The sequence below is a fragment of the Nitratireductor thuwali genome, assembly GCF_036621415.1.
GTDB classification, from domain to species: Bacteria; Pseudomonadota; Alphaproteobacteria; order Rhizobiales; family Rhizobiaceae; genus Chelativorans; species Chelativorans thuwali.
Genome location: NZ_CP030941.1, coordinates 2175311 through 2189436 on the forward strand (window position 1 = coordinate 2175311; position 14126 = coordinate 2189436).

A 14126-nucleotide genomic window follows, 5' to 3' on the forward strand; every position below is an offset into this window, starting at 1 on the left:
ATGGCCGCAATGGCAGGGCTGAAGCCCGAACATTTCCTGTGGAGGATGGAGGGCAGCGTGGCCCTTGTCCAACTCGACCGGCCCGACAGGAAGAACCCCCTTACCTTCGATTCCTATGCCGAGTTGCGCGACATGTTTCGCGCGCTGCCCTATGCCGACGATGTCGACGCAGTGGTTTTCCTGCCCAATGGCGGCAATTTCTGCTCGGGCGGCGATGTGCACGACATCATCGGCTCCCTCGTCGGCAGGGATATGAAGGGCCTGCTCGCCTTCACCCGCATGACCGGCGATCTGGTCAAGGCGATGCTGAATTGCCAGAAGCCGATCGTTGCAGCGGTGGACGGCGTGGCCGTGGGGGCCGGCGCGATCATCGCCATGGCCTCCGACATTCGCCTGGCGACGCCGGAGGCGAAGACGGCCTTCCTTTTCACCCGCGTGGGTCTTGCTGGCTGTGACATGGGTGCCTGCGCGATGCTGCCGCGCATTATCGGCCAGGGCCGCGCGGCGGAACTGCTCTATACCGGCCGGTCCATGAGCGGCGAGGAGGGCGAGCGCTGGGGCTTCTACAATCGGCTGGTCGAGACGGGCCAGTTGGAAGCCGAGGCGCTGGCCTTGGCCGCGCGCATTGCCTCCGGCCCTACCTTCGCCCACGGCATCACCAAAACCCAGCTTAACCAGGAATGGTCGATGGGGCTGGAGCAGGCCATCGAGGCCGAGGCGCAGGCGCAGGCGATCTGCATGCAGACCCGCGACTTCAAGCGCGCTTACCGCGCTTTCGTCGAAAAGAAGACACCGGTTTTCGAGGGGGATTGATGCCTGACCGCTCCTTCCTCGACTGGCCCTTCCTCGAACAGCGCCACCGCGACTGGGCGGAGCGGCTGGAGGCTTGGTGCGCCGCTAATTTGCCGGTCGACCACGGCGATGTCGATGCCGCCTGCCGCGATCTCGTGGCCAAGCTCGGCAAGGCCGGCATCCTGGAACCGACGGCGCTCGACACGACAGCTCCCGGACCGCTTGACGTGCGCACCTTGTGCATCGCGCGCGAGACGCTGGCGCGGCATGACGGGTTGGCCGACTTCGCCTTTGCGATGCAGGGGCTAGGCACCGGCGCCATCAGCCTGTTCGGCAGCGACCAACAGCGAAATTGGCTGCGGAAGACCCGCAAGGGCGAGGCGATTTCCGCCTTCGCGCTTTCCGAGCCGCGGTCCGGGTCCGATGTCGCCAATATGGATATGACCGCCAGGCGGGATGGAGGGGATTTCATTCTGTCGGGCGAGAAAACCTGGATCTCCAATGGCGGCATCGCCGATATCTACACCGTCATCGCGCGCACCGGCGAAGCGCCGGGCGCCAAGGGTCTTTCCGCCTTCCTGGTGCCGGCCGATACGCCAGGGCTGAAGATCGCCGAGCGCATCGAGGTCGTCGCGCCGCACCCGCTCGCGAGCCTATCGTTCCAGGATGTGCGCGTCCCGGCCTCCGCCATGATCGGCAAGCCGGGCGACGGCTTCAGGATCGCCATGTCGGTGCTCGACGTCTTCCGTTCGACGGTCGGCGCGGCGGCGCTCGGTTTCGCCCGCCGCGCGCTGGACGAATCGATCGCGCGGGCATCGAGCCGCCAACTCTTCGGCGCGCCGCTGTTCGATCTGCAGATGGTGCAGGGGCACCTGGCGGATATGGCTCTGGACGTCGATGCGGCGGCACTGCTCGTCTACCGCGCCGCATGGGCAAAGGATATGGGCGCGCCGCGCGTGACACGCGAAGCGGCCATGGCCAAGCTCTACGCTACCGATCGCGCCCAGGAGGTCATCGACAAGGCCGTGCAGATCCACGGCGGCGACGGCGTTCGGCGCGGACACATCGTCGAGAGCCTTTACCGGGAGATAAGGGCGCTGCGCATCTATGAAGGGGCGTCGGACGTGCAGAAGGTCGTGATAGCACGGCAGCTAGAGCGCGATCCCGAAAAGCGGGCATCGGTTTTCGGAAAAGATCGTGCTCCAACAAGAAGATAAATGAGGGTGAGCTCCAATGCTGGGACCATCGGCGCATGTCGATACATTCACGCGGGACAACCTCCCGCCGCCAGATCAATGGCCGGACTTCCTTCTGGAGGGGTTCGATTATCCAGAATATCTGAACGCCGGCGTCGAACTTACCGATTGCATGGTGGAGAAGGGATTCGGCGATCATGTCGCGCTGATCGGCAATGGCCGGCAGCGCACCTATAAGGAGTTGGCCGACTGGACCAGCCGGCTCGCCCATGCCCTGGTTGAAGATTACGGCGTTAAGCCGGGCCATCGGATCCTGATCCGCTCGGCCAACAATCCCGCCATGGTCGCCTGCTGGTTGGCCGCCACCAAGGCTGGGGCGGTGGTCGTCAACACGATGCCGATGCTGCGCGCCGGCGAGCTCGCCAAGATCGTCGACAAGGCCGAGGTCGCGCTGGCGCTCTGCGACACGCGCATCAAGGATGAGCTCGTCGCTTGCGCCAAGGACAGCAGATACTTGAAGCAGGTGGTAGGCTTCGACGGCACGGCCAATTTCGACGCCGAGCTCGACCGCATCGCGCTCAACAAGCCGGTAAGGTTCGATGCGGTGAAGACGGGGCGCGACGATGTTGCGCTGCTGGGCTTCACCTCGGGCACCACCGGCATTCCCAAGGCGACCATGCATTTCCACCGCGACCTGCTGATCATCGCCGACGGCTATGCGAAGGAAGTGCTCCAGGTCACGCCGGACGACGTTTTCGTCGGCTCGCCGCCGCTGGCCTTCACCTTCGGGCTCGGCGGGCTGGCGATTTTTCCATTGCGCTTCGGCGCCGCCGCCACGCTCCTGGAAAGCGCGACGCCGCCGAACATGATCGAGATCATCGAAAAATACCGCGCGACGGTCAGCTTCACCGCCCCCACCGCCTACCGCGCCATGCTGGCGGCCATGGATGAAGGGGCCGACCTTTCCTCGCTGCGCGCGGCGGTCTCCGCGGGCGAGACGTTACCGGGCCCGGTCTGCGAGGAATGGCTGCGCAAGACGGGCAAGCCCATTCTCGACGGCATCGGCGCGACCGAGATGCTGCATATTTTCATCTCGAACCGCTTCGACGACATGCGCCCCGCCTGCACCGGAAGGCCGGTGACGGGGTATGAGGCGCGCGTCGTCGACGAGGACATGAACGAGGTGCCGCGCGGCGAGATCGGCCGGCTGGCCGTACGCGGCCCCACCGGCTGCCGCTATCTCGCCGACGACCGGCAGAAGGACTATGTGCGCGACGGCTGGAATTTGACGGGCGATTCCTTCATTGAGGATGAGGAAGGCCGCTTCCACTTCGCCGCGCGCTCCGACGACATGATCGTTTCCGCCGGCTACAATATCGCCGGACCCGAAGTCGAGGCGGCGCTGCTGGCTCACGCGGATGTGGCCGAATGCGCGGTTATCGGCGCCGAGGACGCCGAGCGCGGGCAGATCGTCCAGGCCCACGTGGTCGTTGCTTCCGGTGTCGCCTGCGATCAGGCGACCGTCAAGCGCCTGCAAGACCATGTGAAGGCGGTCATTGCGCCCTACAAATATCCACGCTCGATCGTTTTCGTGGAAAGCTTGCCCAAGACGGCGACTGGAAAGATACAGCGCTTCCGGTTGCGGGAGGGGCAGTGAAAGGACACGGTGCCGCCGTTCATGACCGCTTGTCTTTGTTATTTTCTACGGCGCGCCGATGTGGAACTATCCTGCCCGGTTCGGGTGGGATGGCAATGAGAGGCCAAGGAGCGCATTCAGCGCCCGCAGCCACCAGACGGGAACAAAGGGAGTTGAACCAATGAAGAAAATGATTGCAGCCGGGCTGTTTGCCCTTTCCATGAGCGTAGCGGGTTCGGCCATGGCCGAGCCGGTCAAGGTGGGCATGATCACCACGCTTTCGGGCGGCGGAGCGGGGCTGGGCGTCGACGTGCGCGACGGCTTCATGCTGGCGGTGAAGCAGGCCGGCAACGACGAGCTCGAAGTCGTCGTCGAGGACGATGCGCAGAAGCCGGAACTGGCCGTCCAGATCGCCGACAAGATGCTGCAGAGCGACAAGGTGGACATCCTGACCGGCATCATCTGGTCGAACCTGGCGATGGCGGTCGTGCCGAATGCGGTCAACCAGGGCACTTTTTATATATCGCCCAATGCCGGTCCGTCGCAGCTTGCCGGCAAGATGTGCAATGAAAACTATTTCAATGTCGCCTGGCAGAACGACAATCTGCACGAGGCCGCCGGCGCCTACGCCAATTCGGCCGGCCACGAGAACGTCTTCATCATGGCGCCCAACTACCCGGCGGGCACCGATGCGCTGACCGGCTTCAAGCGCATGTATGAGGGCGAACTGGCGGGCGAGGTTTACACCCAGCTCGGCCAGACCGACTACGCCGGCGAAATCGCTCAGATCCGCGATTCAGGCGCGGACGCGGTCTTCGTCTTCCTGCCGGGCGGAATGGGCATCGCCTTCACCAAGCAGTACGCCCAGGCGGGCGTCGACGCCCCGCTCATCGGCCCGGCCTTCTCCTTCGGCCAGGACATACTGGGCGCGGTGGGCGATGCGGCATTGGGCGTCAAGAACACCTCGCAATGGTCCAAGGATATAGACAACGAGACCAACAAGGCCTTCGTCGAAAGCTTCCAGGCCGAGTATGGCCGCCTGCCTTCGCTCTATGCCAGCCAGGGCTTCGACACGGCTAACCTCATCCTGTCCGCCATGGAAAAGGCCGACGTGAAGGACAAGGATGCCTTCCGCGCCGCCCTCAAGGAAGCCGATTTCAAGTCGACCCGCGGCGATTTCGAATTCGGCAACAACAATCACCCGATCCAGGACATCTACGTCCGTGAGGTGGTCAAGGAAGGCGACGTGCTGACCAACAAGATCGTCGGCGTTGCGCTGGAGGATCACCAGGACGCCTATGCCGCCGAGTGCGGGATGTAGTCCACGCCGGCTCATCCTCCTTCTCCGCTTGAGGGGAGAGGTGCCGCAGGCGGGCGGGGGCAGCGCCGACTTCTTGCTGCCCCTCGCCTTCACCCTCTCCCGGCAAAGGGGTGAGGGATCCTTCATCGCACCCAATTCCGGAACCAACCCGTGTCCTTCGCCCTCTTCATAGAGCAAATCCTCAACGGCCTTCAGTTCGGCGTCATGCTGTTCCTGATGGCGGCCGGGCTGACGCTGATCTTCGGCGTGATGGGCCTTATCAACCTCGCCCATGGCTCGCTCTTCATGGTCGGCGCGTTCGCATGCGCCGCGGTCGCCGCGGCGACGGGCTCGTTCTGGCTGGGGCTTGCGGCGAGCCTGGCGGCGGCCGCTGCCGCCGGGGCGGTCATCGAAATCCTGGTTATCCGCCGCCTTTATGACCGCGATCATCTCGATCAGGTGCTTGCCACCTTTGCGCTGATCCTCATCTTTTCGGAGGGAACGCGCTGGGTTTTCGGCTCGTTTCCGCTCTATCTCGACATTCCGCCGCTGCTTTCGGGCGCGGTAAGGCTGCCGGGCGGCGCAAACTACCCGCTCTACCGGCTCGCCGTCATCGGCGTGGGCGTGGCGGTGGCTGTCGGGCTCTATCTGCTGATCTCGCGCACCCGGCTCGGCATGCGCATCCGCGCCGGCGAATCCGACCGCGAGATGATCGCCGCCCTCGGCGTCGACATTCGCACGCTCTATACGCTCGTCTTCGCGCTGGGTGCGGCCCTTGCCGGCCTTGCCGGTGCGCTGGTCGGTGCGCTCCAGTCGGTGCAGGTCGGCATGGGTGAACCGGTTCTGATCCTCGCCTTCGTCGTCATTGTCATCGGCGGCATCGGCTCCATCAAGGGCGCCTTGATCGGCTCGCTCCTGGTCGGGGTGACGGAGACGCTCGGCCGCTTCCTGCTGCCGCGCTTCTTCGCCTTCTTCATCGAGCCATCGGACGCCGCCGCAATAGGCGCGGCCATCGCCTCAATGCTGATTTATATCGTGATGGCTCTGGTGCTCGCGGTGCGCCCGCAGGGCCTGTTTGCGGCAAACGGATGAGGCGCGGGATGACGCGAGAAGCCATCGTCACCGCCGTCCTGATCGCCGCGCTCCTGGCGGCACCCTTTGCCGCCCAGGCCATCGATGAACCCTTCTACGTTACCCTGGCCACCCGCATCGCCATACTGGCGCTGGCCGCGACGGGGCTGAACATCGCGCTGGGGCTGGGCGGGCTGGTCTCCTTCGGGCACGCCGCCTTCTTCGGCATTGGCGGTTATGCGGCGGGAATCCTGGCCACCCACGCCTTCAATGGCGAGCCATTGTTCCTGGGCCTGCCGGGCACCAACCAGATGATCGTCATCTGGCTGGTGGGAGCGCTGGCGGCTGGCGCCGCCGCCTTCCTGATCGGCCTCGTCTCGCTGAGGACGTCCGGCGTCTATTTCATCATGATCACGCTCGCTTTCGCCCAGATGATCTACTATTTCGCCATTTCCTGGCCGGCCTATGGCGGCGAGGACGGGCTTTCGATCTACGTGCGCAACACCTTTCCCGGAGCCAACACGCTGGCGCCGATGCCGTTTTTCCTGATTTGCTTCGGCGTTCTATGCGTGGGCCTGGTGGCCTTCTGGTGCCTCATGAACTCACGTTTCGGCGCCGCTCTCCAGGCCGGTCGCCAGAACGAGGTCCGGCTAGCTGCCGTGGGTATCGCACCATTCACGATCCGCCTCGCAGCCTTCGTCGTTTCGGCGACGCTGACCGCCGTGGCCGGCGCCCTCTTCGCCGACCTCAACCGCTTCGTCAGCCCCTCCATGCTTTCCTGGCACATGTCGGGCGAGCTCATCGTCCTCATCATCCTCGGCGGTGTCGGGCGGCTGGGCGGCCCGCTGGCGGGGGCGGCGCTGTTCGTGCTGTTCGAATTCGCCCTCGGCGGCATCACCGAGCGCTGGCAGTTGTTTCTTGGGCTCGTGCTCCTGGGCGTGGTGCTTTTCGCACGCGGCGGCGTGATGGGCTTTCTGGCGGGGAGGGCGCGGCATGGCTGAGCCGGTGCTGGAAATTCGCGGCCTGAGAAAAAGCTTCGGCGCCCTGAAGGCCACCGACGATGTGAACCTCGACCTGAAGCCGGGTGAAATCCATGCGCTGATCGGCCCTAACGGCGCGGGAAAATCCACCGTAATCCACCAGATCGCGGGAACGCTGACGCCGGACGGCGGGCAAGTGCGCTTTCTGGGCCGCGATGTTCTGCGGCTGGGCGTCGCCGAGAGGGCGCGCCTCGGGCTCGGCCGCACGTTCCAGGTCTCCTCTCTCGCGCCGGAATTTTCCGCGCTGCGCAATGTCATGCTGGCGGTGCAGGCGCGGCAGGGGTCGAGCTTCCGCTTCTTTCGTCCGGTGATGAGCGACCGCACGCTGACCGCACCGGCGATGGAAGCGCTGGAGCGGGTCGGCCTGCAGAACCGCGCCGCCACTCCGGCGGCCGAGCTATCCCATGGGGAACGGCGGCAGCTCGAAATCGCGGTCGCCCTGGCGCTGGGTGCGCGGGCCTTCCTCCTGGACGAGCCGATGGCAGGCATGGGGCCGGAGGGATCGCGTGCGCTGACCGCCTTCCTGCAGGATCTGCGGCACGAGGCACCCATCCTGCTGGTGGAACATGATATGGAAGCGGTGTTCGCCCTGGCCGACCGGATCTCGGTCCTCGTCTACGGCCGCGTCATCGCCTCTGGCACGGTCGATGAAATCCGCTCCGACCCGGCGGTGCGCGAAGCCTATCTGGGGGACGCGGCATGAGCCTTCTCGAAGTGCAGGAATTACAGACCTTCTACGGCAAATCGCAAGCGCTCTTCGACGTCCGGCTGACCGTGGAAGAGGGCGAGGTGGCAGCGCTGATGGGCCGCAATGGCATGGGCAAGACCACCACCATAAGGTCGATTTGCAACCTCACGCCGGCGCGCTCAGGCAAGATCGTGTTCGCGGGGCGTCCAACGGCGGGACTGCCCCCTCATCGGGTGGCGCGGCTGGGAATCGGGCTGGTGCCGGAAGGCCGCCGCTGCTTCCCCAATCTGACGGTTGAAGAGAACCTGCTGGCCGCCGCGCGGCCCGGCAAGTGGGACCTGACGCAAATCCACCGGCTGTTCCCCCGGCTCGCCGAGCGGCGGAGCCAGAGCGCCCGCACGCTTTCGGGCGGCGAGCAGCAGATGCTCGCCATCGGGCGGGCGCTGATGACCAATCCCAGACTGGTCATTCTGGACGAGGCGACCGAAGGTCTGGCGCCGGTGATTCGCAAGGATATCTGGGCCGCCATCCGCACCTTGAAAGGCGAAGGCCAGTCGATCCTGATCGTTGACAAGACCCTGTCGGAGCTGCTGCCGGTCGCCGACCGCTGCACCATCCTGGAGCGCGGGCAGACCGTGTGGCACGGCAGCCCCGAAACGATGACACCCGACATCCAGGAGCGGTTTCTCGGCGTCTAAATCCATCAGCGCCAGACAACAGGAAAAAGGCATGAAGATGAGCGTCAGCGCTTCACCCCACCAGATACTTCAACCTTCCGGATGGAAGGCCGCCAAGGGCTATTCCAACGGCATCGCCGCCAGCGGCCGTACACTCTATCTGGGCGGGCAGATCGGCTGGACCGCCGACCAGACGTTTGAGACGGACGACTTCGTCGGCCAGGTCCGTCAGACGCTGGAGAACGTAGCCGTGCTGCTGCGCGAGGGCGGCGCGGGACCCGAACACGTTGTCCGGATGACATGGTTCATCACCGACAAGGCCGAATACCTTGCGCGCCTGCGCGAACTGGGCGAGGCCTATCGTGCGGTCATGGGCCGCAATTTCCCGGCGATGAGCGTGGTGGTGGTCGCCGCCCTTATCGAAGACCGGGCAAAGGTGGAGATCGAGGCGACCGCTGTGGTTCCCGGATCTTGACTGCCTACCGGCTGGCACTTGTGAAGAGCCGGTCTTCGCCTTTGCAACGGCGCGGCACTTGACGCATATTCCGCCCATGAACGAAACAGCCGGCCCCCAGAAGGACTATGAGCAGGATCTGCGCCGGGCGGGCGTGCGCATCACGCGCCCCCGGCAGGTGATCCTGCGCATTCTGTCCAAGACCGAAGACCATCCCGACGCCATGGAGATATTCCAGCGCGCAAGCGAAGTGGACCCCAGCATCTCGCTGTCCACGGTCTACCGGACAATGAAGCTGCTTGAGGAAAAGGGTGCCATACACCGCCATGCCTTCGAAGGCGGGCGGGCCCGGTTCGAGCAGGCCGGCGGCGAACACCACGATCACCTCATCGATATCGATACGGGTGACGTGATCGAGTTCCATTCCACGAGGATAGAGGCGCTGCAGGACGAGATCGCCAAATCGCTCGGCTATGACATCGTGCATCACCGGCTCGAGCTCTACGGCAAGAAGAGACGCAAGCGCTGAACCGACAGGCTAATTCAGGGATACACCAATGAGCAAAGCGGATATCGGCCTGATCGGCCTTGGCGTGATGGGTGCGAACCTTGCGCTGAACATTGCCGAGAAGGGATTTCGCGTCGCCGTCCATAACCGTACGGCAGCCCGCATCGGCGCTTTTTTGGGCGAAGCAGGCGCGCTTGGCGAGAACATCATCGGCTGCCAGACGGCGGAAGCGCTGGTCGAGGCGATCGAGCGTCCCCGCCCCATCATCCTCATGGTCCAGGCGGGCGAGGCTGTCGATGCTCAGATCGAGGCGCTGAAGCCGCTGCTCGATCCGGAAGACATCATCATCGACGCCGGCAATGCCAATTTCCGTGACACGCAGCGGCGGATGCGGGCACTGGATGGGCATGGCCCGGCCTTTGTCGGCATGGGCGTATCGGGCGGTGAGGAAGGTGCGCGCCACGGGCCGTCTATCATGGTCGGCGGACCGCGGGCCGCCTATGAGCGGATCCAGCCGGTGTTGAACGCCATCGCCGCCCGCTATGAGGGAGAAGCATGCCAGGCCTGGCTTGGGCCGGAGGGAGCAGGCCACTTTGTCAAAACCATCCACAACGGCATCGAATATGCCGACATGCAGATGATCGCCGAGATATACGGCTTCCTGCGCGACAGGCACGGCCTGCCGGCGCAGGAGATTGCGGCGATCTTCGCGCGCTGGAACGAAGGGCGGCTCAATTCCTATCTGATCGAGATCACGGCGGCGGTTCTTTCCGCCGAGGATCCGCATGGCGGGCAGCCTCTCGTGGATGTGATCGTGGACCGGGCAGGACAGAAGGGGACCGGGCGCTGGTCCGCCATCGAGGCGCAGACGCTGGGCATCCCCGCCACCGCCATAGAGGCGGCTGTCGCAGCGCGCGGCCTCTCCTCCATGAAGGGGGAACGCGAGGCCGCCGAGAAGCTGTTTCCGCGGGAAAATGCCCGGCAAGTGGGGCCGGTCACGCCCGAACTTCTCCACACGCTGGAGCAGGCGCTGTTGGCTGGAAAGATCGTCGCCTACGCCCAGGGCTTCGCCGTCATGGCCGCCGCCTCGAGGGAATATGGCTGGAGCCTGCCGCTCGACACCGTGGCGCGCATATGGCGCGCCGGTTGCATCATCAGGTCGCAGTTTCTGGGCGAGATCGCGCAGGCCTTCGAGGCAGCGCCTGAGGTCGATAACCTGCTTGCAACGCCGGCCTTCGCATCGCTGATGCGGGAAGCGAACGGTCATCTGCGGCAGGCGGTGGCGCTCGGCATTGGTGACGGTATCGGCATGCCGGCTTTGGGCGCTGCGCTGGCCCATTTCGATATCCTGCGCCGCGGGCGCGGCACGGCCAATCTTATCCAGGCGCAGCGTGACTATTTCGGCGCGCACGGCTTCGACCGCACCGATGGGCTGGACATCCATCACGGCGATTGGAGACAGGTATAGGGATAAAAAATGCCGCCGTGGCGGAGGGGAAGCCACGGCGGCCTTGGTCAAATGCGCGGCAGCCCGGAGAGGGGGGTGAGGCTGCCGCCCTTGCCCGGATCAGGCGGGGGACGGGCCTTACCGGGCGTTCGGCTTGAATATTGCCGATAGGTGATATGTTGTGCGCCAAAACGGCTATTCAAGGGTCGCAAAGTTACAAGTAGGTAACATTGACGTTATCCAGGCTGCGGACGTCAGGAGGCTGATCTCCGCCGGCCATTCGGCATGGACAGAACGAGCCGGGCGCGCTACCCGTTTTTCCCATGAAAAAAGGTGATCATCTCTTCCTTGTCGACGGCTCGGGCTACATATTCCGCGCCTATCATGCTCTCCCACCGCTCAACCGCAAATCCGATGGTTTGCCTGTGGGCGCCGTGCTGGGCTTCTGCAACATGGTGTGGAAGCTCTTGCGCGACGCGAGGGATACGGCCGTCGGCGTCACGCCAACTCATTTTGCGGTGATCTTCGACTATTCCTCCAAGACGTTCCGCAACGAGCTTTACCCCGAATACAAGGCCAACCGCTCCGAACCGCCGGAAGATCTGGTGCCGCAGTTCGGGCTTATCCGCGAGGCCACCCGTGCCTTCGATCTTCCCTGCATCGAGATGGAAGGCTTCGAGGCGGACGATCTCATCGCCACCTATGCCAGGCTCGCCGTCGAGGCCGGAGGTGATGCCACCATCATCTCATCCGATAAGGATCTGATGCAGATCGTCGGGCCCTGCGTCTCCATGTACGATCCCATGAAGGATCGCGAGATCGGCGTGCCCCAGGTCATCGAGAAATGGGGCGTGCTGCCGGAGAAGATGATCGACCTGCAGGCGTTGACGGGCGATTCCATCGACAACGTTCCGGGCGTGCCAGGCATCGGCCCCAAGACCGCGGCGCAGCTTCTGGAGGAATATGGCGATCTCGACACGCTCTTGGAGCGCGCAAGCGAGATCAAGCAGACCAAGCGCCGCGAAAACCTGATCGAACACGCCGAGAAGGCGCGGATTTCGCGCGAACTGGTGCGGCTGAAGAATGACGTGACCGTTGAGCTCGAGCTGGATGCGCTGACGCTCAATCCGCCAGACGGGCCGAAGCTGGTCGCCTTTTTGAAGGCAATGGAGTTCACCACGCTGACAAGGCGCGTCGCCGAGGCAACAGGTGCCGACGCTGCGGCAATCGAGCCGGCAATCCTGGAGGTCGCCGAAAGCGCGGCCGCGCATGGGCCGGATTTGACGGTGCCTTCCTCGGGCACCGAGGAGCCCGGCGCTGAAGGCGAAGTGGCGCCCGAGCGCACGGATGGGGCAAGAACGCCGCGCAGCCTGGCCAACAAGTTGGCCGAGGAGGCCGCCGGCGATCCCATGGACCGCACCGGCTATCAGTGCATCCGCGACTTGGCGACGCTGGAGGACTGGGTGGCCGAGGCGCGTGAAGCCGGGCTGCTGGCGTTCGACACCGAGACCACGTCGCTCGATCCGATGCAGGCAGAGTTGTGCGGCTTCTCCCTGGCAACCGCGCCCGGCCGTGCCGCCTATGTGCCCCTGTCGCACAAGAACGGTTCTGGCGACCTCCTGGGTGGCGGGCCGATCGACGGCCAGATTCCCGTCGGCCAGGCGCTCGCTGCTCTCAAGCCGCTGCTGGAGGATCCGGCGGTGCTGAAGATCGGCCAGAACATGAAGTACGATTGGCTGCTGCTTTACCGGCAAGGCATCGACATCACCCCCTATGACGACACGATGCTCATCTCCTATGTGCTGGAGGCCGGCGGCGGTCACGCCAATGGTGGGCACGGCATGGATTCCCTGTCTGAACGATGGCTGGGCCACCTGCCGATCGCCTATAAGGAGCTGACCGGTTCGGGCCGCAGCCAGGTCACCTTCGACATGATCGACCTGGAGCGCGCCACGACCTATGCGGCCGAGGACGCCGACATCACATTGCGCCTGTGGCGCGTTCTCAAGCCGCGGCTCGTCGCCGACGGGTTGGTGTCCGTCTATGAGCGACTCGAGCGGCCGATGATCTCGGTGATCGGCCGCATGGAGCATCGCGGCATCCAGGTGGACCGTCAGATCCTGTCGCGCATGTCGGGCGACTTCGCCCAGACGGCAGCCAGCATGGAAGACGAGATCTACCGGCTCGCCGGCGAACGCTTCACCATCGGTTCGCCCAAGCAACTGGGCGAAATCCTGTTCGGCAAGATGGGCCTGCCCGGAGGCGCGAAGACGAAATCGGGCCAATGGTCGACCTCGGCGCAGGTGCTTGAAGAACTGGCGGCTGCAGGCCACGAGCTGGCCCGCAAGATCGTCGACTGGCGGCAGGTCACCAAGCTCAAATCGACCTACACCGATGCGCTGCCAGGCTATATCCACCCGGAGACCAAGCGCGTCCACACCTCCTATTCGCTGGCCTCCACGACAACCGGCCGCCTTTCCTCGTCCGAGCCGAACCTGCAGAACATTCCCGTGCGCACGCCAGAGGGACGCAAGATACGCACGGCCTTCGTCGCGCCGGAGGGTCGCAAGCTGATCTCGGCGGACTACAGCCAGATCGAGCTTCGTGTGCTGGCCCACGTTGCCGATATTCCGCAGTTGAAGCAGGCCTTCGCTGAAGGCCTCGACATTCACGCCATGACGGCGTCGGAAATGTTCGGTGTGCCGGTGGAAGGGATGCCGGGCGAGGTGCGAAGGCGGGCTAAGGCCATCAATTTCGGCATCATCTACGGCATTTCCGCCTTCGGGCTGGCCAACCAGCTTGCCATTCCGCGCGAGGAGGCGGGCGCCTATATCAAGCGCTATTTCGAGCGTTTCCCCGGCATCAAGGATTATATGGACGCGACCAAGGCCTTCGCGCGCGAGCGGGGCTATGTCGAGACGATCTTCGGGCGGCGGGCGCACTACCCCGAGATCCGCTCGTCGAATCCGTCGGTACGCGCCTTCAACGAGCGGGCGGCGATCAACGCGCCGATCCAGGGCTCGGCCGCCGACATTATCCGGCGCGCCATGATCCGCATGGACGCCGCGCTCCATGGCGCCGGCCTCGACGACGTGCAGATGCTGCTGCAGGTGCATGACGAGCTGGTCTTCGAGGCACCGGACGAAAGCGTCGACAAGGCCATCCCGGTAATCCGGCAAGTGATGGAAAGCGCTGCCTTCCCGGCGCGCGCCCTCTCGGTGCCGCTCAAGGTCGACGCCCGGGCGGCGAGCAACTGGGAAGAGGCGCACTAGCACCTGTGGAATGTGACGTGCCGAACCCGGTTCGAAGGAACCGGA

12 protein-coding genes are annotated in these 14126 nt (G+C 64.6%); all 12 read left to right on the forward strand.

What is annotated here, in order from left to right; all coding sequences use genetic code 11:
• The 12 genes from NTH_RS10530 to polA all read left to right on the forward strand — a co-directional run bounded on the left by NTH_RS10530 (position 1) and on the right by polA (position 14081).
• Positions 1-813: an enoyl-CoA hydratase family protein gene (locus NTH_RS10530; RefSeq protein WP_338529974.1), complete on the forward strand. Its 813-nt coding sequence runs from the start codon at positions 1-3 to the stop codon at positions 811-813.
• A complete protein-coding gene (locus tag NTH_RS10535) occupies positions 813-2009 on the forward strand; it encodes an acyl-CoA dehydrogenase family protein (RefSeq protein WP_338529975.1) in 1197 nt (398 codons plus the stop codon). The genes NTH_RS10530 and NTH_RS10535 overlap by 1 nt, the downstream gene beginning before the upstream one ends.
• A 16-nt stretch (positions 2010-2025) precedes the next feature.
• The gene (locus tag NTH_RS10540; protein WP_338529976.1) at positions 2026-3645 is read left to right on the forward strand and encodes an AMP-binding protein; all 1620 of its coding nucleotides are present in this window, start codon (positions 2026-2028) and stop codon (positions 3643-3645) included.
• A 160-nt stretch (positions 3646-3805) separates the two neighbouring features.
• Positions 3806-4945 carry an ABC transporter substrate-binding protein gene (locus tag NTH_RS10545; RefSeq protein WP_338529977.1) on the forward strand — a complete coding sequence of 380 codons (1140 nt, stop codon included), beginning with the start codon at positions 3806-3808 and terminating at the stop codon, positions 4943-4945.
• A 150-nt stretch (positions 4946-5095) separates the two neighbouring features.
• Entirely contained in the window at positions 5096-6016 is a 921-nt protein-coding gene (locus tag NTH_RS10550) for a branched-chain amino acid ABC transporter permease (protein WP_338529978.1), read from the forward strand.
• Positions 6017-6024: 8 nt separating this feature from the next.
• On the forward strand, positions 6025-6996 hold the full coding sequence (locus NTH_RS10555) for a branched-chain amino acid ABC transporter permease (protein ID WP_338529979.1): 972 nt from the start codon (positions 6025-6027) through the stop codon (positions 6994-6996).
• Positions 6989-7738, forward strand: coding sequence for an ABC transporter ATP-binding protein (locus NTH_RS10560; protein WP_338529980.1), 750 nt, complete (start codon positions 6989-6991; stop codon positions 7736-7738). Before NTH_RS10555 ends, NTH_RS10560 begins: the two co-directional genes overlap by 8 nt.
• Positions 7735-8421, forward strand: a complete 687-nt coding sequence (locus NTH_RS10565; protein ID WP_338529981.1) for an ABC transporter ATP-binding protein — start codon at positions 7735-7737, stop codon at positions 8419-8421. The genes NTH_RS10560 and NTH_RS10565 overlap by 4 nt, the downstream gene beginning before the upstream one ends.
• Before the next feature lie 31 nt (positions 8422-8452).
• Positions 8453-8875, forward strand: a complete 423-nt coding sequence (locus NTH_RS10570; RefSeq protein WP_338529982.1) for a RidA family protein — start codon at positions 8453-8455, stop codon at positions 8873-8875.
• Between the two features lie 76 nt (positions 8876-8951).
• A complete protein-coding gene (locus NTH_RS10575) occupies positions 8952-9383 on the forward strand; it encodes a Fur family transcriptional regulator (RefSeq protein WP_338529983.1) in 432 nt (143 codons plus the stop codon).
• A gap of 28 nt (positions 9384-9411) precedes the next feature.
• On the forward strand, positions 9412-10830 hold the full coding sequence (gene gndA / locus NTH_RS10580) for an NADP-dependent phosphogluconate dehydrogenase (RefSeq protein WP_338529984.1): 1419 nt from the start codon (positions 9412-9414) through the stop codon (positions 10828-10830).
• Positions 10831-11132: 302 nt separating this feature from the next.
• Positions 11133-14081: a DNA polymerase I gene (gene polA / locus NTH_RS10585; protein ID WP_338529985.1), complete on the forward strand. Its 2949-nt coding sequence runs from the start codon at positions 11133-11135 to the stop codon at positions 14079-14081.
• The last annotated feature ends 45 nt before the right edge of the window (positions 14082-14126 follow it).

Bases quoted from the DNA above. Each gene is read 5' to 3' on its own strand.
- gndA (WP_338529984.1), top strand. From the start codon at position 9,412: ATGAGCAAAGCGGATATCGGCCTGATCGGCCTTGGCGTGATGGGTGCG.
- NTH_RS10530 (WP_338529974.1), top strand. From the start codon at position 1: ATGGCCGCAATGGCAGGGCTGAAGCCCGAACATTTCCTGTGGAGGATG.
- NTH_RS10570 (WP_338529982.1), top strand. From the start codon at position 8,453: ATGAAGATGAGCGTCAGCGCTTCACCCCACCAGATACTTCAACCTTCC.
- NTH_RS10560 (WP_338529980.1), top strand. From the start codon at position 6,989: ATGGCTGAGCCGGTGCTGGAAATTCGCGGCCTGAGAAAAAGCTTCGGC.
- NTH_RS10575 (WP_338529983.1), top strand. From the start codon at position 8,952: ATGAACGAAACAGCCGGCCCCCAGAAGGACTATGAGCAGGATCTGCGC.
- NTH_RS10565 (WP_338529981.1), top strand. From the start codon at position 7,735: ATGAGCCTTCTCGAAGTGCAGGAATTACAGACCTTCTACGGCAAATCG.
- NTH_RS10540 (WP_338529976.1), top strand. From the start codon at position 2,026: ATGCTGGGACCATCGGCGCATGTCGATACATTCACGCGGGACAACCTC.
- NTH_RS10545 (WP_338529977.1), top strand. From the start codon at position 3,806: ATGAAGAAAATGATTGCAGCCGGGCTGTTTGCCCTTTCCATGAGCGTA.
- NTH_RS10535 (WP_338529975.1), top strand. From the start codon at position 813: ATGCCTGACCGCTCCTTCCTCGACTGGCCCTTCCTCGAACAGCGCCAC.
- NTH_RS10555 (WP_338529979.1), top strand. From the start codon at position 6,025: ATGACGCGAGAAGCCATCGTCACCGCCGTCCTGATCGCCGCGCTCCTG.
- polA (WP_338529985.1), top strand. From the start codon at position 11,133: ATGAAAAAAGGTGATCATCTCTTCCTTGTCGACGGCTCGGGCTACATA.